This is a genomic window from Vibrio sp. Vb1574 (assembly GCF_033338675.1).
The window spans coordinates 1-1,095 of sequence record NZ_JAWOTC010000400.1 but is presented as its reverse complement, the minus strand read 5'-3'; the positions used below and the strand labels follow the sequence as shown (position 1 = coordinate 1,095).

Genomic DNA, 1,095 nt, shown 5'->3' with positions numbered 1-1,095 from the left:
GATATAGGCAGACATAAATTTGGTTCATCAGAAATAATTAGGGCCAGATTTTCGCACAATCTGGCCCAAGCTTGAAGCTGTTGCTTACTATTCAGTGGCGGCTAGCTGTTGTCTTGTTGGTTAAGGAAGTCTTTGAATTCCTCTTCATAGATATTAAACAGCACCATGGTGACCGCAAAAATCAGCGGGCCATAAATCAAACCAATCAAACCAAATAAGTGCAGACCACCTAATAATGAGAAGAAAATCATTAAGGTATTCATGCCTGCGCTGCCTTGCATCAACAATGGACGCAGCAAGTTATCAATCGAACCGACAATGACTACACTCCATGCGGTTAGGAAGATTGCCCACGTCATATCACCGGTGAGGAACAAGTACGCGGCGGCTGGTATCCAGATCAACGCCGTACCGACAACTGGAATGAAGGAAGCAAAGCCCATCATGGTGCCCCAGAATAGGCCAGGGAAGCCAGCTAGCCACATACCGATACCGCCCGCTAAGCCTTGCGCGATAGCCGTTAAAAACGAGCCCATGACTGCGGACTTCGAAACTTGTTCTATCTCGGTCAAGATTCTATCTTCTTGGCTACGAGAGAGTGGCAGAATATGTCGAATGGCCGAAATGATTTTGTCGTGGTCACGTAATAGGAAGAAAAGCACAAACAGCATCAGGAAAAAATCCATCAAGAAGTTTGTTGCATCACCCAGAATTTTCGCACTGATCGCGACAAGGTTTGAACCAAAAGTGGTAGCAAATTGCCCGATTTTTTCGGCGATGGCTTTTGGCTCGATTTTATCGAAAGGTAAGTACTCATTAACAATGGATAGACCTTTGATAACCCAAGGATGTTGGAAGATGTCTTGAATGCCACCATTGGTGACCCATTTGTACGTGTTCTGAGAAAAAACGGAGCCTTGTTGAACAATTGCAGCAAACACAAACAGTAGTGGAATGACAATAATGAAAGTCAAAACTACGCACGTGAGCAGCGATGCCGAATTTTTGTGTTTTGGCATTTTACGCTCAAACCACTCATGCACAGGAAACATAAGCAGTGAGATAATGAAAGCCATTACGATCGAATTGATGTAA

At 44.2% G+C, this 1,095-nt stretch carries 1 protein-coding gene; it reads right to left on the bottom strand.

The genetic code is table 11. The features are described from left to right. Positions 1 to 101: 101 nt before the first annotated feature. The coding region (locus R7O12_RS26455) for an AI-2E family transporter (RefSeq protein ID WP_318127043.1) at positions 102 to 1,095 on the bottom strand (994 nt) is incomplete at its 5' end.